20 protein-coding genes are annotated in these 20233 nt (G+C 34.0%); 13 read left to right on the top strand and 7 right to left on the bottom strand.

Translation table 11 applies throughout. The features are described 5' to 3' along the window. The first annotated feature begins 1 nt into the window (after position 1). From V7Z48_RS04490 to secA, 4 genes are all read left to right on the top strand, one after another. The gene (locus tag V7Z48_RS04490) at positions 2–667 is read left to right on the top strand and encodes a YggS family pyridoxal phosphate-dependent enzyme (RefSeq protein ID WP_334112199.1); all 666 of its coding nucleotides are present in this window, start codon (positions 2–4) and stop codon (positions 665–667) included. A gap of 11 nt (positions 668–678) precedes the next feature. Next, complete coding sequence (locus V7Z48_RS04485) at positions 679–1254, top strand: cob(I)yrinic acid a,c-diamide adenosyltransferase (RefSeq protein ID WP_334112198.1); 576 nt, start codon at positions 679–681, stop codon at positions 1252–1254. 111 nt (positions 1255–1365) lie between these two features. After that, positions 1366–1587 (top strand): DUF2795 domain-containing protein, encoded by a 222-nt coding sequence (locus V7Z48_RS04480; protein WP_019387375.1) that lies wholly within the window; start codon positions 1366–1368, stop codon positions 1585–1587. A 170-nt stretch (positions 1588–1757) separates the two neighbouring features. Then, the gene (gene secA / locus V7Z48_RS04475) at positions 1758–5114 is read left to right on the top strand and encodes a preprotein translocase subunit SecA (RefSeq protein ID WP_334112197.1); all 3357 of its coding nucleotides are present in this window, start codon (positions 1758–1760) and stop codon (positions 5112–5114) included. Positions 5115–5201: 87 nt separating this feature from the next. Here the strand turns inward: secA and V7Z48_RS04470 are convergent, their stop codons facing one another. Then, on the bottom strand, positions 5202–5888 hold the full coding sequence (locus V7Z48_RS04470) for a peptidoglycan DD-metalloendopeptidase family protein (protein ID WP_334112196.1): 687 nt from the start codon (positions 5886–5888) through the stop codon (positions 5202–5204). 171 nt (positions 5889–6059) lie between these two features. Here V7Z48_RS04470 and V7Z48_RS04465 point away from each other — a divergent pair, with 171 nt between their 5' ends. Continuing rightward, a complete protein-coding gene (locus V7Z48_RS04465; RefSeq protein WP_334112195.1) occupies positions 6060–6632 on the top strand; it encodes a DUF2911 domain-containing protein in 573 nt (190 codons plus the stop codon). 7 nt (positions 6633–6639) lie between these two features. Then, a complete protein-coding gene (gene meaB, locus V7Z48_RS04460) occupies positions 6640–7710 on the top strand; it encodes a methylmalonyl Co-A mutase-associated GTPase MeaB (RefSeq protein WP_334112194.1) in 1071 nt (356 codons plus the stop codon). Here meaB and V7Z48_RS04455 read toward each other — a convergent pair. After that, positions 7705–8646, bottom strand: coding sequence for an NAD-dependent epimerase/dehydratase family protein (locus V7Z48_RS04455; protein WP_334112193.1), 942 nt, complete (start codon positions 8644–8646; stop codon positions 7705–7707). The two genes, meaB and V7Z48_RS04455, sit on opposite strands and share 6 nt — an antisense overlap. Before the next feature lie 105 nt (positions 8647–8751). On the opposite strand from V7Z48_RS04455, the gene V7Z48_RS04450 reads away from it, so the two are divergent. Further along, entirely contained in the window at positions 8752–9489 is a 738-nt protein-coding gene (locus V7Z48_RS04450) for a glycosyltransferase family 2 protein (protein WP_334112192.1), read from the top strand. Here the strand turns inward: V7Z48_RS04450 and V7Z48_RS04445 are convergent. Both V7Z48_RS04445 and V7Z48_RS04440 read right to left on the bottom strand, forming a co-directional pair. Beyond that, complete coding sequence (locus V7Z48_RS04445) at positions 9482–10063, bottom strand: phosphatase PAP2 family protein (RefSeq protein ID WP_334112191.1); 582 nt, start codon at positions 10061–10063, stop codon at positions 9482–9484. The genes V7Z48_RS04450 and V7Z48_RS04445 overlap by 8 nt on opposite strands. Continuing rightward, entirely contained in the window at positions 10063–10290 is a 228-nt protein-coding gene (locus tag V7Z48_RS04440) for a hypothetical protein (protein WP_334112190.1), read from the bottom strand. Before V7Z48_RS04440 ends, V7Z48_RS04445 begins: the two co-directional genes overlap by 1 nt. A 128-nt stretch (positions 10291–10418) precedes the next feature. On the opposite strand from V7Z48_RS04440, the gene V7Z48_RS04435 reads away from it, so the two are divergent. From V7Z48_RS04435 to miaA, 6 genes are all read left to right on the top strand, one after another. Continuing rightward, positions 10419–11189 (top strand): O-methyltransferase, encoded by a 771-nt coding sequence (locus V7Z48_RS04435; protein WP_442954708.1) that lies wholly within the window; start codon positions 10419–10421, stop codon positions 11187–11189. A gap of 63 nt (positions 11190–11252) precedes the next feature. After that, on the top strand, positions 11253–11936 hold the full coding sequence (locus tag V7Z48_RS04430; RefSeq protein WP_334112188.1) for an ABC transporter ATP-binding protein: 684 nt from the start codon (positions 11253–11255) through the stop codon (positions 11934–11936). 84 nt (positions 11937–12020) lie between these two features. Further along, positions 12021–13385 carry an exonuclease domain-containing protein gene (locus V7Z48_RS04425; protein ID WP_334112220.1) on the top strand — a complete coding sequence of 455 codons (1365 nt, stop codon included), beginning with the start codon at positions 12021–12023 and terminating at the stop codon, positions 13383–13385. 31 nt (positions 13386–13416) lie between these two features. Beyond that, positions 13417–15369 carry a DUF3857 domain-containing protein gene (locus V7Z48_RS04420; protein WP_334112187.1) on the top strand — a complete coding sequence of 651 codons (1953 nt, stop codon included), beginning with the start codon at positions 13417–13419 and terminating at the stop codon, positions 15367–15369. Positions 15370–15435: 66 nt separating this feature from the next. Beyond that, positions 15436–16269, top strand: coding sequence for an ion transporter (locus tag V7Z48_RS04415; protein ID WP_334112186.1), 834 nt, complete (start codon positions 15436–15438; stop codon positions 16267–16269). Next, the gene (gene miaA / locus V7Z48_RS04410; RefSeq protein WP_334112185.1) at positions 16262–17170 is read left to right on the top strand and encodes a tRNA (adenosine(37)-N6)-dimethylallyltransferase MiaA; all 909 of its coding nucleotides are present in this window, start codon (positions 16262–16264) and stop codon (positions 17168–17170) included. The genes V7Z48_RS04415 and miaA overlap by 8 nt, the downstream gene beginning before the upstream one ends. A gap of 54 nt (positions 17171–17224) precedes the next feature. Here the strand turns inward: miaA and V7Z48_RS04405 are convergent, their stop codons facing one another. The 3 genes from V7Z48_RS04405 to coaE form a co-directional block, all read right to left on the bottom strand. Continuing rightward, positions 17225–17932, bottom strand: a complete 708-nt coding sequence (locus tag V7Z48_RS04405) for a response regulator transcription factor (protein ID WP_334112184.1) — start codon at positions 17930–17932, stop codon at positions 17225–17227. Between the two features lie 5 nt (positions 17933–17937). Next, positions 17938–19509 carry a sensor histidine kinase gene (locus V7Z48_RS04400; RefSeq protein WP_334112183.1) on the bottom strand — a complete coding sequence of 524 codons (1572 nt, stop codon included), beginning with the start codon at positions 19507–19509 and terminating at the stop codon, positions 17938–17940. A gap of 79 nt (positions 19510–19588) precedes the next feature. After that, entirely contained in the window at positions 19589–20173 is a 585-nt protein-coding gene (gene coaE / locus V7Z48_RS04395; protein WP_334112182.1) for a dephospho-CoA kinase, read from the bottom strand. Between the last annotated feature and the right edge of the window lie 60 nt (positions 20174–20233).

The following is a 20233-nucleotide window of genomic DNA, read 5'->3' as shown; positions in this document are numbered from 1 at the left end:
AATGACAATAACTAATAATTTAAAAACCATTGTTTCAAAAATTCCAGAACACGTTACATTAGTAGCAGTTTCAAAAACAAAACCAATTTCCGACTTAATGGAAGCCTACAATGCAGGCCAGCGCGTTTTTGGTGAGAATAAAATTCAGGAAATGGCAGAAAAATTTGAGGCCATGCCCAAGGATATTGAATGGCATATGATTGGCCATGTTCAAACTAACAAAGTGAAATACATGGCTCCTTTTGTTAGCCTTATTCACAGCGTTGATAGTATAAAATTATTAAAAGAGATAGACAAACAAGCCAAAAAATACGAAAGAACAATTAATTGTCTTATCCAAATTAAAATAGCTGAAGAAGATTCGAAGTTTGGACTTTCAACTAATGATGCAAAAGCCTTAATAACATCTCCAGAAGTAAATAAACTAAGTAACATCAATATTGTTGGACTTATGGGAATGGCAACCTTTACCGACGATGAAGTCCAACTCAAAACCGAATTCAACAAACTCAAAAATGCTTTTGACAGTTTTAAGCACCTTCAAACAAATAATTCAGACTTAAAAATTATTTCAATGGGTATGAGTAGTGATTACAACATTGCTATTGCATGCGGCAGCACTATGATTAGGGTTGGAAGTAATATCTTTGGAGAACGTAATTACTAATTAAAAAATCTATGAAAATATATACAAAAACCGGTGACACTGGCACTACTGCCCTATTTGGCGGTACTCGCGTACCAAAACATCATATAAGAATTGAAAGTTATGGTACTGTAGATGAGCTCAACTCACATATTGGATTGTTACGAGATCAGGAAATTAACAAGAGTCATCAACAATTTCTTATGGACATTCAAGATAAATTATTCACCGTTGGTGCCATTTTAGCAACCGATCCTGATAAAGCCATCTTGAAAAGCGGAAAAGAAAGATTAAATATTCCAAAAATTTCACAGGCAGATATAGAGACTCTAGAAAAAGCTATTGATTTAATGGATTCACAATTACCGCCAATGACACATTTTGTCCTCCCTGGTGGCCATCCTACAGTGTCAATCTGTCATATAGCACGTTGTGTTTGTAGACGTGCCGAGCGCCTAGCCGTTGCACTTATGGAGATTTCTCCTTTTCAGGATAAGACTTTAGTATATTTAAACCGACTCTCAGACTACCTATTTGTGTTGGCACGGAAGTTGTCTCATGAATTGCAAGCAAACGAAATTAAATGGATTCCAACAAAAGAATTCTAAGAAAAACCAGCTTTTTTTTACGCTCTTTTTATTAATGATGAAATAATGTACTTTTTTCTTGATTTATTGAGCAGAAAATTTATTTTTGCAGAAAATTAAAACACATAAGAAATGTATTGGACCCTCGAATTAGCATCTTATTTAAGCGATGCACCATGGCCAGCCACTAAGGACGAACTTATAGACTACGCAATTAGAACAGGAGCGCCATTAGAAGTTGTTGAAAACCTGCAATCTATAGAAGATGAAGGCGATTCTTATGATTCAATTGAAGAAATTTGGTCGGATTATCCAACAGACGAAGATTACCTCTGGAATGAGGACGAATATTAAAAACAATAAAACAGAATAATTAAAAAGTCTCCTACCGAGGCTTTTTTTGTTTGGTTTTCTTTTTATAAACCTCGCATAAACCTTATCTTTGAAGGTTACATGCGAACAACATACAGAACAAAAAAAATGCCAATGCAACACGCATTAAGGCTTTAATATATACAATACCTATGAATATACTAAATTCAGTACTAAAGGTTTTTGTTGGCGATAAATCCAAGCAGGATGTAAAAGCCATCATGCCAATCGTAAATAAAATTAAAACTTTTGAAGCTGCTATTGAAGCGCTATCTCACGACGAATTAAGAGCCAAAACTGAAGGCTTTAAAGCCCAAATTGCCGAAGCACGAAAGCCTTTTTACGAGCAAATTGAACACCTTAAACAAAAAGCCCAAGACACCGAAGATATTGACGAACGCGAAAATATCTACCAAGAGATAGATGCTATCGAAGACGGTATTTACGCAGCTACTGAAGCTGTTTTAAACGACATATTACCTGAAGCATTCGCTGTAGTTAAAGAAACAGCCAAACGCTTTTTTCACAATACCGAAATCACCGTTACGGCCAATACTTTTGATAGAGAAATATCAGGAAGTAAAAGTTATGTCACACTTTCTGATGAAAAAGCCGTGTGGAGTAATTCTTGGGATGCTGCTGGTAAGCCGATTACCTGGGATATGATTCATTACGACGTTCAGCTTATTGGTGGTATTGCAATGCACCAAGGGAAAATTGCCGAAATGCAAACAGGTGAAGGTAAAACTCTGGTAGCCACTCTTCCAATGTATTTAAATGCATTATCGGGTAAAGGTGTACACTTAGTAACGGTGAACGATTATCTGGCCAAACGTGATAGCGCGTGGATGGCACCAATTTTTGAATTTCACGGCTTAAGTGTTGATTGTATAGATTACCACCAACCCAATTCTGCCGCAAGAAAAAAAGCTTATAATGCCGATATTACCTACGGTACCAACAATGAATTCGGTTTTGATTATCTAAGAGATAACATGGCGCATTCACCTGAAGATTTAGTGCAACGTCGCCACCATTTTGCGATTGTGGATGAGGTCGATTCGGTATTAGTTGATGATGCCAGAACACCATTAATTATTTCTGGACCAATTCCGCAAGGAGATCGACATGAATTTACAGAGCTTAAACCTAAAGTTGAATCGATTGTGGCAGAACAACGCCAGCAGTTAATTGCTGTTTTAGCAGAAGCAAAAAAATTAATTGCTGAAGGTAATACCAAAGACGGTGGTTTTAAATTATTGCAGGTTTACCGTGGTATTCCTAAAAACAAAGCGTTAATCAAGTTTTTAAGTGAAGAAGGTATTAAACTACTGCTTCAAAAAACTGAAAACTTCTACATGCAGGATAACAATCGCGAAATGCCCAAGATTGATGCAGATTTATACTATGTTATCGACGAAAAGAATAATCAAGTAGATTTATCAGATAAAGGTGTCGAATTTCTCTCAGGCAAAGACGATCCCAACTTTTTTATCATGCCTGAAATGGGTACGGAAATCGGAAAAATTGAAAGGAAAGGTTTGCCTGCTGAAGAAGAAGCCAAGCTTAAAGAAGAACTTTTCAAAGATTTTAGCATCAAATCGGAACGTATTCACACACTTAATCAGCTCCTAAAAGCTTATGCTTTGTTTGAAAAAGACACCCAATATGTGGTGATGGACAACAAGGTAATGATTGTAGACGAACAAACCGGACGTATTATGGACGGTCGTCGTTATAGTGATGGTTTGCATCAAGCAATTGAAGCAAAAGAAAATGTAAAAATTGAAGATGCTACGCAAACCTTCGCAACTATAACGCTTCAAAATTATTTCAGAATGTATCGTAAGCTTTCGGGTATGACAGGTACTGCGGTAACCGAAGCTGGTGAATTCTGGGAAATCTATAAACTAGATGTGGTTGAAATTCCAACCAACAGACCAATTGCACGTGATGATAAAGAAGACTTAGTTTACAAAACCAAGCGCGAGAAATACAACGCCGTAATTGAAGATGTAACGCAATTATCAGAAGCTGGAAGACCGGTTTTAATTGGAACAACCTCTGTAGAAATAAGTGAATTATTAGCCAAAATGCTTGCCATTCGCAAAATTCCTCACAATGTTCTAAATGCGAAACTCCACAAAAAAGAAGCCAATATTGTTGCTGATGCTGGTAAACCCGGTCAAGTTACTATTGCTACGAACATGGCAGGTCGTGGTACCGACATCAAACTATCTAACGAAGTTAAAAAAGCAGGTGGTTTGGCGATTGTAGGTACAGAACGTCACGATTCTAGACGTGTAGATAGACAGTTACGCGGTAGAGCTGGTAGACAAGGTGATCCTGGAAGTTCACAATTTTATGTGTCGTTAGAAGATAATTTAATGCGCCTATTTGGCAGTGAACGTATTGCCAAAATGATGGACAGAATGGGCTTAAAAGAAGGCGAAGTCATTCAGCATTCTATGATTTCAAAGTCTATTGAACGTGCACAGAAAAAAGTAGAAGAAAATAACTTCGGAATAAGAAAGCGTTTGTTAGAGTACGACGACGTTATGAACGCCCAGCGTGAAGTAGTTTATAAACGACGTAAGCACGCCTTGCAAGGTGAGCGTTTACGCGTTGATATTGCCAACATGATTTACGACACAGCAGAATTAATTTGCGAAAAAAATCAGGCGGTTAACGATTTTAAAAACTTCGAGTTTGAACTCATTCGCTTTTTCTCAATGAGCAGCCCAGTTGCAGAAAGTGACTTTTCAAAACTTCCGGTTCAAAAAATGGCACAAGAAGTCTACAAATCTGCGTTTAATCAATACCGCGATAAAATGCAACGCAATGCGGATTTGGCATTTCCGGTAATTGAAAATGTGTATAAAAATCAAGGCGAGAAATTTAAGCGAATTGTGGTACCATTTACTGATGGCGTAAAACAACTTCAGGTCGTTACCGATCTTGAAAAAGCTTATGAATCCAAAGGAAAACAACTCATTAACGATTTTGAAAAGAATATCACACTCGCAATTGTTGACGATGCTTGGAAAACGCATTTGCGCAAAATGGATGAGCTAAAACAATCCGTTCAACTAGCTGTTCACGAGCAAAAAGATCCATTATTAATTTATAAATTTGAAGCTTTTGAACTCTTTAAAAGCACCATGGACCAGGTGAATAAGGATGTGATTTCCTTTTTATTTAAAGGTGAATTACCAACCGAAACTACCGATGCAATTCAGGAAGCGAAAACCAGAAGGAAAGAACAACTTCAGACAACTAAGGAAGATATTCCTAATTTAGATGAACGCTCGGCGCAATCGAGAGCTGCAGGTCAAAATACCCAACGTCAAAATCAAGTTGTTGAAACTATCGTGAGAGACAAACCAAAAATTGGGCGTAATGATCGTGTGACTATCAAACATGTAATGAGTGGTGAAAATAAAACACTTAAATATAAGCAAGCCGAACCTTTAGTCGCCAAAGGTGATTGGGTTTTGATTGAAGAATAAAGAATTTTAAATAAGAATTGATGAAATCCTGATAGTCTAGAACTATCAGGATTTTGTACTTTAGTTCAAGCATTTTTTTTGAAAAACCTAATATATATTCAATAACAAATTAGGATCCGGGCAGTTTTGAGCAAAGAAGGTTAAATCATTTTTACTACTCACGCCGGGATAATCGCCCTTAAATTCACCAATGTCTTTTATGATTTGAAAATGTAAATGTGGTGGATAGTCGCCGTTTACAGTAGCATCTCCTAAAGTAGCAATTAGCGCTCCCTTTTTAAAACATTGACCAACTTCCAAAGAAGATATAGAAGTTAAACTCAAATGTCCATAAAGCGTGTAAAATTTTATTCCTTCAACCTCATGTTTTAAAATGATGGTTGGTCCGTAATCGCCGTAATTTAGGTTGTTTCTGAAACTATGCACCTCAGCATCTAAAGGTGTAAATATGGGTGTTTCGGCTTCAATCCATAAATCCATCCCTAAGTGAATGTTGCGTTCATTATCAGGATCTTGTTGATTAAAATGAATGCTGCGTTGGTAAATGCCGCGTGGTTCTAAATAACCACCATACGCTACTTGTGCATTTTTGGATTTCATACGATTCCAAATGTAGGTTTCCAATAAACTGGAAAATTGTAGCATTTCAAAGTTTAAATCGGTGTTATTGATTGATAAATCCAAGCTACAATAATCTGATTTTTTTAATCTGCTTGATAAAATATTTGACGCGTCGGGTGCAAGTTTTTGTAAAAATTGGGAAAACGATATCATAAGAATTAGGACAATTTAAGCTACAAAAATACAAAGTAAAATCACGCACATCATATTATACTAACTACATAAAATAATTTTTAAACGAAAAATATTAATGTCATTCGTCCTCATAAAATTTAATAACTTGCGTTATATTTATGTACATCCCTTAATATTGCATTTTTTACAATGAATTACTTTTTAAAAAGACTTCTCATAGGTTTATTTCTAATTGCCGCAGGATTATTTTGCTATTCATATTTTGTTGAAAATATATTTTCGCCGCGGTTGAGTCCACAAGATGCCGTATCATTTCAAATGAATGACTTAAAATTAGAAGTAAAATACAATAGACCTTCAAAACGCGAACGCGAAGTTTTTGGTGCTTTAGTTCCTTACAACGAAGTATGGCGAACTGGTGCCAATGAAGCCACGGTTTTTATAACCAATCAAGATTTAATGATTGATGGTATTTTTCTCCCTCAAGGAAGTTATACTCTTTGGACGGTTCCTAATGAAGAACTTTGGCAAGTGTTTTTCAACAACAAAATGTATCCTTGGGGTGTGAACGAAGCCATGGAACCCATGCGTGAACCTCAATTTGACATTGTTGATATTCATGTTCCTGTCTCCCATTTAGACAATGAAGTTGAACAATTTACCATCGGTTTTGACAACACCACAGGAAATATTTTTTTAACTATGGCTTGGGACACAACTAAAATTGCCATACCTATAGAAGTTTTAAAATTAACCCAATAAAAAGATTTTGAGTTCTAAAAAACATAAAGCATTAAGCGAAAAAAAAGGTGTTAAGCAACCGAGCACCATCAGCTCAAATGCCTCTGAATTCATCAAAAAAAGAAACGATAAACAAACTTCTTCGGAAGAATTAATTAGTAACATATTAAAAGGTAATATTACAGCTTTAAGTCAAGCCATTACGCTAGTTGAAAGTACACAGCCAGAACATACCAAAAAAGCACACGACATCATTTTAGGATGTTTGCCACATGCCAATAAATCGGTTAGAATTGGCATCACAGGAATTCCGGGCGTTGGTAAAAGCACCTTTATTGAAGCTTTGGGTTTACATTTGGTGAATCAAGAAAGAAAAGTGGCCGTTTTAGCGGTAGACCCGAGTAGCTCACTGAGTAAAGGCAGTATTCTTGGTGATAAAACGCGTATGGAGAATTTGGTTAAAAGTGACCAAGCTTTTATTAGACCGTCGGCTTCTGGTAGTTCGTTAGGAGGCGTTGCCAGAAAAACACGCGAGAGCATTATTCTTTGTGAAGCTGGCGGATACAATACAATTTTAGTTGAAACTGTTGGTGTTGGTCAAAGTGAAACTGCGGTACATGGCATGGTCGATTTCTTCTTACTACTCAAGATTGCAGGTGCTGGCGATGAATTACAAGGTATAAAACGAGGCATTATTGAAATGGCTGATGCCATTGTGATTAATAAAGCTGATGGTGATAATATTCAAAAGGCAAAAAACGCAAAAGTAGAATTTAACCGTGCGCTCCACCTCTACCCAGCCAAAGATTCTGGTTGGACTCCAACTGTTAGTTTGTGCAGTGCTTTAGAACAAACTGGCATTAATGACCTATGGGAGTTGATAGAAGGCTATTTAAAACAAGTTAAAGAAAATGGCTATTTTAGAGCCAACCGGATTCAGCAAAATAAGCATTGGCTTACACAAACGATTGACGATAGGCTCAAATCGGACTTCTACAATAAACCCCAAATTAAATTAGAATTAAAACAACAAATGCAACTTATTGAACAAGGAAAAACTACCCCATTTGTTGCAGCAGATTATCTTTTAAATTTATAGAAAATTCTTTATAAACCATGCTACTTGAAGTTCAACAGACTGTAACAAGGTAGTTTGAGGATTATAATTTAACAATCGTTTTGCTTTATCTATATTTGCTTTGGTACGCACTTGGTCTCCAAAACGTTTAGGCATTTTTTGTATTTGAATAGATTTATTTAAAACCTGTGAAACTGCATCAATACCCTCTTGAGTAGTGTGTTCAACTTCGGTTCCTAGATTAATAATTTCATTATTTAAAATATCCTCTTTGCCAATCACACTAACCAGACCATCAACAATATCGCCTACATAAGTAAAACTGCGCAAGTGTTTTTCACTACCTTCAAAAAGTGGAAACGGTCGGTTTTTTAGTCCCAAATCAATCAGTTTGGTATACATTTTTTCTGGGCGTTCTCGTGGACCAATAACTGAATACAATCTGAGAGAACAAGCCTTTATTTGTTTCATACGAGCACGTTGTAGCACCAATTGTTCCGCGGCTAGTTTAGTAACACCGTAGTTGGATGCCGGCTCTGGTGCCTTTGTTTCTGGAAAGGTAGCTTCTAATCCATAAATTGAAGATGTACCAATATTGACGAACATTTTTAATTGGTTGCATTGCAAAGCAAAATCACATAGTAATTTAGTTGCTAGAATATTATTGGTGAAATAATCTTCAAATGTAGATGTTGAAGAGATGCCTGGTTGGGCGGCAAAGTGAAAAATATAATCAAAATCCTTTGCTAAAATTTTGTAGGTTCCTGCTTCGCGCAAATCAGACTTAACCATTTGAACACCAAAATCCATTAAAGCATTAGCGTTTAATGACTTCAATTCCGGACTGTAATAATCGCAAAAATTATCAATGCCCACCACGCTATGCCCTAATTCTGCTAATCTTTCTGCTGTGTGCGAACCTATAAAGCCAGCGGCTCCGGTAACTAAAATTTTCATTTTTACAATCATTTATAATGCAAATTACATCATTTTTTGTTTAAACTCTGATGCTATATTCTTATTTTTTAATTATTTACTTTTACAACGGAAAATAAATTTAAAATGTCTTATCAGTTAACTATTATCATTCCTGTATTTAATGAAGAAGGCAACCTTTTAAGAGTTGAGCAAGAATTTATTGAATTCCTAAAAGTAAGTAAAGTATCATCTAAAGTTATGCTTGTAAATGATGGCTCAAAAGACAATAGCCAAAATTTGATAGAAAAAATTTGCCAGAGAAATCAAGATTTTCAATTTTTAACCTTAGACAAGAATAGAGGTTTGAGTACAGCTCTTAAAGCTGGAATAGATAACGTAAATACACCTTTAATCGGCTATATAGATGCCGATTTACAAACATCTCCGATGGATTTCAATATTTTACTGGATTATATTGATAATTATCAATTAGTTAATGGATTTAGACGAAATAGGAAAGATTCCTTCGTCAAAAATCATATTTCAAAAATAGCCAATGCTATTCGGCATATTTTCACTAATGATGGCATGCACGATTCGGGTTGTCCTTTAAAAATCATTCATACAGATTATGCCAAACGCATTCCAATGTTTATAGGACTTCACAGATTTTTGCCCGCAATGATTTTATTGCAAGGCGGTAAGGTTTTTGAAGTGCCTGTATCTCATTTTAAGCGGATCACTGGAAAATCGAAATACGGTTTAATCAATAGACTTTTCAATCCTCTTGTGGCTTGTTTTGCTTTCCTATGGATAAAAAGAAATTATATTAGATATACCGTTACAAATCGAAGCGATTTTGAAAATAAGCTATTCAACTGACGTTGTGCTTTTCAAACCTTCGGAGAAAATATAATCCTAGTTTATAAAAACCAAAACCAGCTAAAGCACCAAATATCATTCCGCAAAATAAATCTATAGGATAATGGACCCCAACGTAAATACGGCTGTAAGCCACGAAAAAACTCCAAAATAATAAAATAAATATCAAGTTTTTGTAGTGTTTTCTCAATACCAATCCCCCAAAAACTGCCGCTGCCATCGAATTTGAAGCGTGTCCGGAGAAAAACCCATATCGACCGCAACGTGCTGCTATATAGCGCATACCTTCGTTGACTAATTCATCTAGTCTACATGGTCTCGGACGTTGAAAAGTATGTTTGAATAAATTTGTGATTTGATCTGTAAAGGTGATCATCAATGCGATGGTGAGCACAAAAATAAGCATTGGTTTAAATCCATAACTTTTATATATTAAATACAATAACACCAAATAAAGCGGTACAAATGTAAATTCGGCAGTAATTATGAGCCAAAGTCTATCCCAAGTTGGACTTCCTAATTTGTTTAAATACAAAAATAACTCGGTATCGTATTGTAAAAGTTTTTCTAGCATTAATCGTTGTATCGTTCTACTTCCCTATCGTAAAAAGCACTTGCTTGGGTAATAAGATTTTCTATTTCTAGTTCTAATTCCGCTTGGTCTTCCTGATCAAAATCTTCAAACCATTCTACCTCATCATTTTCAAGATTAATAATAAATCGTGGAAACTCGGTATGAATTATATAAATAGCTTCAGGAAAGTCGGTATTGTCACCCAAAATAAATTTAGGAAGCGTCATTGCTCGTTGGTTTAGTTAAGCAAATTTAAAAAAATCATCAAGCTAGCTGTCACTAATCTAATTTTTTATTTTTAAAAATTTCAATTTAACATGAATTCAAAGCTTTATTTTTGCAGCAATATCAACAAATGCATACGGCAAAATCTTATTTAAATTTTCTCCTCAAATCAAAAAACCAACATGGTGTGCATTCGCCATTCGTTTATGATTTGATAACCAAATGCTTTTATGATTCAAAAAAATATTCAGAATATGAAATTTTAAAAAATTATAGAAATTCTCTTCTAAAAAATAAATTAATTCTTGAAATTACAGATTTTGGCATTGGTTCAAAAACTTTTAAAAGTTTATCCCGAAGTGTCTCAGATATTACCAAAACATCTGGCACTAAATTTAAACATGCCAAACTATTGTTTCGATTGGCTCTGTATTTCCAACCAATAAACGTGTTAGAGTTGGGAACTTCTGTTGGAATTGGTACAACCGCCTTGGCATTGGGAAACGAAAATTCAAACATCACAAGTATTGAAGGTTGCTCGAAAATTGCAGATTTCATCATTCAGCAATTAAAAAAGCAAACTATTGATAATGTGACTATTATTAATGATAATTTTAAGCCGGCACTCTTAAATATGGCTACTATGCATTGGGATTTTGTTTTTTTTGATGGTCATCACGATGAATTGGCAACCATTAAATATTTCGAACAACTACTTCCAAAGGCTCATAACAATTCTATATTTATATTTGACGATATTTATTGGTCTGAAGGCATGACCAAGGCTTGGAACCACATAAAATCGCACCCAAAAGTTACCGTCAGTATTGATACGTTTCAATACGGTATTGTTTTCTTCAGAAAAGAGCAAACAAAGGAAGATTTCGTTATAAGATTGTAACATGCGTTATGGTTTTACGTCTTACAATAGGTATTAAAGGTTTTAAACATCATAAAAATAACAATGGATAAGGTTATTGAAATTAGGAATATAATTAGAGATTTTCCTTTAGGACAAGAAACGGTGCACGTTTTAAAAGGTATAGATTTAGACATTGATCGTGGTGAATACGTTGCTATCATGGGTCCGTCAGGCTCTGGAAAATCTACATTAATGAATATTTTAGGATGTTTAGATACTCCTACCGATGGTTCCTATATATTAAATGGTCAGGACGTAAGTAAGATGACCGACGATGAATTAGCTGATATTAGAAATCAAGAAATAGGCTTTGTATTTCAAACTTTTAATTTATTACCCCGAACTACAGCTTTAGATAATGTGGCACTTCCCATGATTTATGCTGGTAAAACAAAAGCCGAACGTAACGAACGTGCCAGTAAAGTGTTGACCGATGTTGGACTTGCCGACAGAATGGATCACAAACCCAACCAACTGTCAGGTGGACAACGACAAAGAGTTGCTGTTGGCAGAGCTTTGGTTAACAATCCATCAATTATTTTAGCCGATGAACCTACTGGAAACTTAGACTCTAAAACATCTTTAGAAATTATGCAGTTGTTTGACGACATACATCACGCTGGAAATACCGTTATTTTAGTGACGCATGAAGAAGACGTTGCAAAACATGCACACAGGATAATCAGATTACGCGATGGGATTGTTGAAAGCGACCTTAAAAAATGAAGCAATTATAATTTTCACAATAAGTTATTAGTTGTAAATTTGAGCTAAATCAAACGTGAAAATTTTCAACTAAATCATTCCAACATCTACGCAATTTTAGACATAGAAACTACTGGAGGCAAGTACAACGAAGAAGGCATCACAGAAATAGCCATTTATAAATTCGACGGGCACAAAGTTGTAGACCAGTTTATTAGCCTTGTTAATCCCGAAAGAGAAATTCAGCCATTTGTAGTGAATCTTACTGGCATCAATACTGCCATGTTAAGAAGTGCTCCTAAGTTTTATGAAGTTGCCAAGCGCATTGTTGAAATTACCGAAGACTGTATTATCGTGGCTCATAACGCCGAATTCGATTATAGAATTCTAAAAACCGAATTTAATCGGTTAGGCTTCGATTTTAAACGTAAAGCCTTGTGCACTGTTTCATTATCTCAACAACTAATTCCTGATCAAGAATCATACAGCCTTGGCAAACTTGCGCGTGCCCTTGGAATACCCATGAGCGACCGACATCGCGCTAACGGTGACGCTCTAGCAACTGTTCAACTGTTTAAAATTTTGTTGAACAAAGACTCTTATAAATCCATTGTTCAAAGTAGTATAAAAACAGATCAAAAAGAAAAATTACCTTCCAATCTAAAATACATTATTGAAGATTTGCCTTCGGAAATTGGTGTTTATTACATTCATAATAGCGATGGCGATATCATTTATATAGGAAAAAGTAGTAATATAAAAAAACGCATCAACCAGCACTTTACAGGCACCAATTCAAAATCTAAAAAAATACAATTACAAGTTGCTAAAGTAACCTACGAATTAACGGGTAGCGAACTCATTGCACTATTAAAAGAAAGTGAAGAAATAAAACGCAACAAACCAATTTTAAATCACGCTTTAAAGCGTGCAGTTTTTTCGCATGGTATTTATTCTAGCGTAAACGAACACGGCTACATTGAACTTAAAATAAATAACGTCAATAAAAAAGAACAACCCATCACTACGTTTGCCAATTATTACAGTTCCAAACAATTTATGAATAGGATTGTGGAGCAATATGAATTGTGTTTAAAACTCACAGGACTTTCTAACACAACAAACGGTTGTTTTAATTATGATGTAAAATTATGTCATGGTGCATGTTTAAACATTGAAGCTTCAGAAATTTACAATCAAAGAGTTAAGGATATGATAGCGCGCTATAGTTATAATTTACAAAATATGGCCATAATTGACCGTGGTAGAACTTTTGATGAAAGAAGTGTTATTTTGATTAAAAATGGTGTTTATAAAGGCATTGGCTATATCAACTTGAATTATCAAATCAATAAATTAGAGGTACTAGAAACCATAATAACTCCTATGCTAAACAATAGGGATACGCAGCACATTATTCAAAGCTATATGCGACAAAAAAAACACCTAAAAATTAAAACATTTGATTAGTAACTTTTAAGAAAAATATAATTATATCTACATGAAATATATTTTAGCAGTGTCATTTTTAATATTAAAAATGACTGTCTTTAGTCAAAATACATTTAACTCCAATAGCTTATTAGTAAGCATAGCTGATCTAAAAATTAACACCTACGACAAAGATTCCCTTGCTAATGCATTGGTTTTATATGAATATGGGAAGAGCTACGTAGACAAAGAATCGTTCAGGCTAAAAACTGAAATTAAGGTAAAACTGAAAATTTTAACCAAGGAAGGATTAAATAGAGCCAATATACAAATACCCCTTTATGTTGATGGCAATAAGGAAGAAATTTCAAATATTAATGGCGCTACCTACAATTTAGTAAATGGCAATATTGAAAATACGCCTTTACTTAATAATCAAATATTTACAGAAAAATATAATGAACGTTATAACATTACAAAAATTTTGTTGCCAAATGTAAAACAAGGTTCTGTAATTGTTTACAGTTATTTAAAAACATCTCCCTATATAACAAAATATTATCCATGGAGTTTTCAAGAAAATATACCCAAGCTTTACAGCGAATATAACACGAGTATACCAGGCAATTATGACTATCACATTAAATTGGTTGGAAGTCTAAAGCTTGAATCTCATGAACAAGATTTGGAATATCGTTGTTTAGAAACTGGAAGAGGTGCATCTGCCGATTGTGCTACTTCCCGATTTATAATGCGAGACATACCAGCTTTTATTTCAGAAGATTATATGACAACCGTTGACAATTATCGATCCCGAATTGAATACGAGTTAAAAACCATGAGAGACTTTACTGGTGGTGTGAAAAATTTTGCTAAAACTTGGGACACAGCGGATAAAGAATTTAGATCATCTCCTAATTTAGGAGGACAATTAAAGGCCGCTTCATCCTACGTAAAGATGCTTCCAGAAAGTATTTCAAATATTACAAGTCCAATTGAGAAAGCTGAACAAATTTTAATCTACATTCAAGATAATTACACCTGGAATAATAAAAACAGGAATTACGAAGAATCAATGAAAAATTTAATTTCTGAAAAATCAGGCACGGCTACCGAAATCAATATGCTGCTCCACAACATATTAATTAGTAATGATTTAGAAGCTTATCCCGTATTAACCTCTACTCGTGACAACGGCTTTCCAACAAAAATTCACCCTGTTATAACTGATTTCAATTATTTAATTGTGCTACTTAAAATTAATGGCAAATCTTATCTTTTAGATGCAACCGACCCTTTTTTAGCTTTTGGCCAATTGCCATTTAAGTGTTTAAATCAATATGGACGTGCGTTAGATTTTAAGCATGGTAGTTATTGGATAGATATAGAACCGAGTAAAACAACCACTACGCAGTATAAAGCAGAATTAGAATTTGTTGATGAGAAAACTATGGTTGGAAAACTAAATACTACTAGTACTGGATACAATGCGCTATCTGTTAAAAAATCGTATTATAATAATCCTACACAATACGTGGAAAATTTAGATAATAAACTTGATAATTTTAACTTTAAAAATCATCATGTTATAGACTCAGATAAAAATTCATTTATGTTTAAAGAAGATGTAGAAATTGAGTGGGAGCTTGATGCAATTGGTGATAAAATATATCTTAATCCCATTTTTTTTAAGTTTATATCCAGCAACCCATTTAAACTACAAAACCGTTCGTATCCAATCGATTTTGGGTATAAATCGGCATTCTTATTTAATATAAGATTAAATCTTAATGATCTATATCAGGTAGAAGAGCTTCCAAAGGATAAAAATATCTCACTGCCCGATGGTAAAGGTTCCTTGATTTTTAAATTAGATGCGACAGAAGAACAAATTTCTATCTATTACAAATTTAATTTTAGTGACGCCTTATATCCTTCTGAATATTATCCATATTTGAAAGAATATATGAGTGAAATTTTAAATATTAGTGATAACAGTTTTATATTACTTCGAAAGAAATAAATTAGCTTTCAGGCAAGGTTAATCTATCATTGTTTATATTTACATAAGTAATTATTCATTTAAAGTATGAGTAGCACAACTGCACGGCCCGGATGGAGAGCAAAAATTCATGAAGTTATTTACGGAACACATACCCCAGCTGGTAAATTGTTTGATGTTATTTTATTAATTGCCATTGTTTACAGTATCATTATTGTGATGCTAGAAAGTGTGAAATCTTTTGACAATCAATATCATGATTTTTTTAATATTTCAGAATGGATCATCACTATACTATTTACCATTGAATACATTCTCCGTGTTATTTGTGTCACAAAACCAAAAAATTATATTTTAAGCTTTTATGGTATAGTTGATTTATTATCTACCATTCCAAAATACCTTGCGCTTTTTATAATGGAATCTCAATTCTTAACTGTTTTTAGAGCCTTACGCCTGCTAAGAGTGTTTAGAATTTTAAAACTCATTAGATTTGTTGGAGAGGCTAATAATCTAACACGTGCCCTTAAACAAAGTCGGTCTAAAATATTTATTTTCATATTTTTTGTATTTATTATATCTATCATCTTAGGTACCATCATGTATTTAATTGAAGGACCCGATAATGGCTTTAAAAGTATTCCGCAAAGTATATACTGGTGTATCGTAACTTTAACTACGGTAGGTTTTGGAGATATTACGCCGCAAACCGCTTTGGGACAAATGCTGGCCACCTTAATTATGATAATTGGTTATGGTATTATTGCGGTTCCAACAGGTATTATTTCTGCGGAATACGTTTCTTCAAACAAATCCATAGCACCAAATCATGGTGAGGCTTGCAAATCTTGTGGCACCGACATTATTATATCCGATTCAAATTATTGCAGAAAATGTGGTGAAAAGTTAAGTAATGACTAGGTTCCTGATATGTGTTCTTGGTCCAACAGCCATAGGAAAAACCGCCTTAAGCATCAAACTTGCACAGCATTTTACTACTGAAATTATTTCGGCAGATTCTAGGCAATTTTTTAAAGAATTGTCTATTGGAACTGCAGCGCCATCACCAGGAGAGTTAGCATCAGCAAAACATCATTTTATTCATCATAAATCCATCAATGACAACTACAATGTTGGTGCTTTTGAAAGAGATGCCATTTCTTTACTAAATGAAAAATTCAATAAAAATCCTTTAATGATTATGGTTGGCGGTTCGGGATTATACATAGACGCTGTGATAAAAGGCCTCGACGATTTTCCTGACATCGATCCTAATATAAGAGTTGAATTAAATCAAAAGCTCGAAAAACAAGGTTTAGAAAGCTTGCAAAAACAGCTTGAAATCCTTGATAAAACTATATTTGATCAAATATCAATTGATAATCCGCATCGTATAATTCGCGCTTTAGAAATTTGTATCGGTACAGGAAAACCCTATTCTTCATTTTTAAAAACTTCCAACACCAAAAGAGATTTTGATATAATAAAAATCGGACTCACGGCTGATAGGGAAGAAATTTACAATCGCATCAACCAACGCGTTGATGATATGGTTGCGGCAGGTTTAGTTGAAGAAGCTACTTCTTTGTTCACTTTCAAACATTTAAATGCCTTAAATACGGTTGGCTATAAAGAGATTTTTGCTTATTTGGAAGGCGAATATAGTTTAGACTTTGCCATTTCTGAAATTAAAAAAAACAGTCGGCGATTCGCGAAGCGTCAAATGACTTGGTTTAAAAAAGATGAAAGTATTCAATGGTTTCATTATAAGACTTCAACCGAAGATATTATCGAATATATCGAAAATAAAATGACTAAATAAGCCACAAAAAAATCCGATTTTTCAATCGGATTTTCAAACTATTGATAATAATATTTAGTCTTTGTTAATCACCAATCTAAATCCTTCGCCATGAATGTTTAAGATTTCAACGTTTGGATCTAGTTTTAAATACTTTCGCAACTTAGCTATATAAACGTCCATACTTCTAGACGTGAAATAGTTGTCATCTCTCCAAATTTTGGTTAAGGCTAATTCACGTGGCATTAAATCGTTTTCATGTAAGGCCAATAGGCGTAACAAATCATTTTCTTTAGGTGATAATTTAATAGGATCTTTACCATCAAACTTTAGGAAACGCAATTTAGAATTCAGATCGAATCTTCCAATTTTAAATTCAAATTGTTTGCTGTCTGCCACAGTATCAGTAGCTTTTCTTTGAATAATTGCCTTAATTTTCATAAGCAATACTTCACTATCAAAAGGTTTGTTAAGATAATCGTCTGCACCAACTTTGTAACCCTTAAGTACATCGTCCTTCATAGCCTTGGCTGTAAGAAAGATAATTGGTACATCAGCATTTTTTTCTCTAATTTCTTTTGCCAAGGTGAAGCCATCTTTATAAGGCATCATAACATCCAGTATGCATAAATCGAAATCGTCTTTTTTAAACTTTTCAAATCCTTCCATACCGTTTTTAGCATGAACTACGTCGTAGTTGTTCATATTTAGATAGTCTTTAAGTACGGTTCCAAAGTTTGGATCGTCTTCTACCAGCAAAATTCTTTTATTTACTTCTTCCATAATTTTTATGATATTAGTGGTAGTTTTATTGTAAAGATACTACCTTTTCCTTTTTCACTTTCAACAGATACATGACCTTGATGGTCTTCTACCATTCTTTTTACATAAGCCAAACCTAATCCATGGCCTTTTACATTGTGTACATTTCCGGTGTGTTCTCTATAAAATTTTTCAAACACCCGTTTTTGCACTAGTTTTGTCATGCCGGCACCTTTATCGGCAATTTTTAAAAGGATATTATTGCCTACATTTTCGGTGTAAATATCAATCTCTGGCTCGCCTTCGGTGTATTTAATGGCATTGTCTAATATATTAACTATAACATTCGTAAAATGTGTATCGTTCGCTAAAACTGATGATTTTTGTGCATTTAAATGTAGCTTAACATAACCTTTTCGGTCTTCCACTATTAATTCCACATGCGCAACGGCTGTTTCAATCAATTCGTGTAACTTAACACGTTCCTTACTAATGTTTAATTCGTTTTTTTCTAATTTGGATATACGCAATACATTTTCTACTTGAGCATGCATTCGCTTGTTTTCCTCCTTTATCATACCCAAATAACGCAAAACCTTTTCTTTATCATCAATAATTTTAGGGTTTCTAATGGCGTCTAAAGCCAGATTTATAGTTGCTATCGGCGTTTTGAACTCATGCGTCATGTTATTAATGAAATCAGTTTTTATTTGCGAAATCTGACGTTGTTTGATTAACTGATAAATAGCATTTGAATACGCTACTATAATAATAGCCGTAAATAAAATTGAAAGCCCTATTAGCCATAATATGTTCGAAAACAAAAATTTTGTACGCTCGGGAAAATTGACGAATAATTTATAATTACTCTGGTTATTATTATCTAAAAATATGGGAACGCCATAATTAGAAGTTGTATTCATTTCGAAATTTACCGATTGAACCTTAGTGGCCAAATCCCGATCGTAAATTGCAAATTCAAAATCAATACCAATACCTTCTGCTTTGATCTCATTTGACAACAGTTCTCTTACGTACTCCTTTTCAATTCTTTTGTAAATAGGGAAATTTTTGTAATAATCTCTATATCCTTGTTCTAATAACTTTCTTTGAATTTCATCTAGAGTTGAATACTCAATAATGGTTTCCTCAGGTTTGATACTATGATTACCATCCAAGGAATTTTCATTAAAAACCATGGTTTCACGACGGTTAAACAAACGGCTCACGCTTATACTGTCTATACCTATTTCAAAGAACAATGAGGGTACTTTAAAACTCTCTTCAGAAATTATATTCCTGTAAACGGTTGTTTCATTCCTATCTTCATCTCTAAATTTAACCAGCATTTCTCTTAAGCGAATAGTATCAGACTCTCCGCCAGATCTTATCAATTCACTAATTTTGGAATAGTAATACTCAAATTCCTTGTCTTCTATTGCCTTTGAAACAACACTTAAAGAACGTTTTACATTAAGGGTAAATTGTTTCTCTTCATTATCTAAACTATTATCGATAAAAAATGCTTGTACAAAGATAATACCGATGAGCGATAGGCTCATCAAAACAACCAACATGATGAAAAACTTCTTACCCACTGTTCAAAGTTAGTATTTTAACATTTAGAGATTTGACCATTTAACCTTACATTAACAAAAATGTTAAAATTTGTTGGTTTCATCGCTTTTTTAAGATTTTGGAATGAATTTCAGCAACCTGTATTTTAGTTTTTTCTAAATCATTATTGAAAATCACATAGTCAGATTTTGAAATTTTCACTTCATCAGTAAGCTGATTTTCTATAACGGACATCACCTTTTTTCGGTCGCTACCATCCCGCTTCATAACGCGATTAACTCTGGCTTCAGTATCGGCAGTTACAATAATAATTAAATCGTATTGCGCTTGTAAATTATTTTCGAAAATTATGGCTGCTTCTTTTAATATATAAGGTGTATTTTGCTTTTTAAGCCACCGCTCAAAATGCGTTTTAACCTTTGGATGTACAATGGCATTGATTTTAGTGAGAAGTTCTTTATTTTTAAAAATTCGCGACGAAATATAAGATTTGTTCAAACCATTTTCGGTGTAAGATGATTCACCTAATAAGGCAATTAACTTTTTTCTGATAACTTTAGAAGAATTCATCAATTTCTTAGCTTCGTCATCTGCTATATAAATGGGAATCCCTAAAGACTTAAACATCTTTGCAACTGTAGTTTTACCGCTACCTATACCTCCTGTAATACCTACTATTTTCATGTTAAATATTTATTACCGTCATTGTGTTAGTCTTCTAAAAAGTCTGCTCATAAGTAGCTT

It is taken from the genome of Paucihalobacter sp. (genome assembly GCF_036825875.1).
Classification (GTDB): domain Bacteria; phylum Bacteroidota; class Bacteroidia; order Flavobacteriales; family Flavobacteriaceae; genus Paucihalobacter.
This window is presented reverse-complemented; position numbering and strand designations above follow the sequence as displayed.